Genomic DNA, 834 nt, shown 5'->3' on the forward strand with positions numbered 1-834 from the left:
ATATTACCTTGCCAGCACGTGGTGGTCAAAAAGGCCATCTACATCCAGTGACGATGATTACTCAGCGCATGCAACAGTATTTTGTGCAAGCAGGTTTTAACGTGGCGACCGGACCTGAAGTTGAGAGCGACTACTATAATTTTGAAGCGCTCAATATTCCATCACATCACCCTGCACGTGCGATGCATGATACGTTCTACTTTGATGCGCACTATCTATTACGTACACATACCAGTCCCGTGCAAATTCGTACCATGGAAAAAAGTGCGCCACCGATTCGTATCATTTGTCCAGGTCGCGTGTATCGTAATGACTCGGACCAAACCCACTCACCGATGTTTCATCAGTTAGAAGGGCTTATGGTTACCGAGTCAAGCACCTTCGCTGAGCTAAAAGGCTTGATTAGTGAGTTCTTAGAAGCGTTCTTTGCCAAAGAGTTGACCGTTCGTTTTCGTCCGTCATTCTTCCCATTTACTGAGCCTTCTGCTGAAGTAGATATCCTTGATGATAATGGCAAATGGCTTGAGGTCATGGGCTGCGGCATGGTGCATCCACAAGTGCTGACCAACTGCGGTATTGATAGCGATAAATACACGGGCTTTGCTTTTGGCATGGGTATTGAGCGCTTTGCGATGTTGTATTACGGTATCGATGATTTGCGCCTGTTTTTCCAAAACGACGTACGCTTCTTAAAACAGTTTGGCTAGATTTGGATTGTAATAAAAATACGCCTACCTTTATTCTAAAATCTTTACTATGAAATTTTGATCCGAGATATTTATGAAAATTAGCGAACAGTGGCTACGTCAATGGGTGAACCCCAACAATACCAGT

General features: G+C 44.1%; 1 protein-coding gene. It reads left to right on the forward strand.

What is annotated here, in order from left to right; translation table 11 throughout:
* Positions 1-707 (forward strand): phenylalanine--tRNA ligase subunit alpha (gene pheS, locus ACS8FD_RS18745; protein WP_439276960.1); only part of this gene is annotated, 707 nt, incomplete at its 5' end.
* Positions 708-834 lie beyond the last annotated feature (127 nt).

It is taken from the genome of Psychrobacter sp. 1U2, from assembly GCF_051847575.1.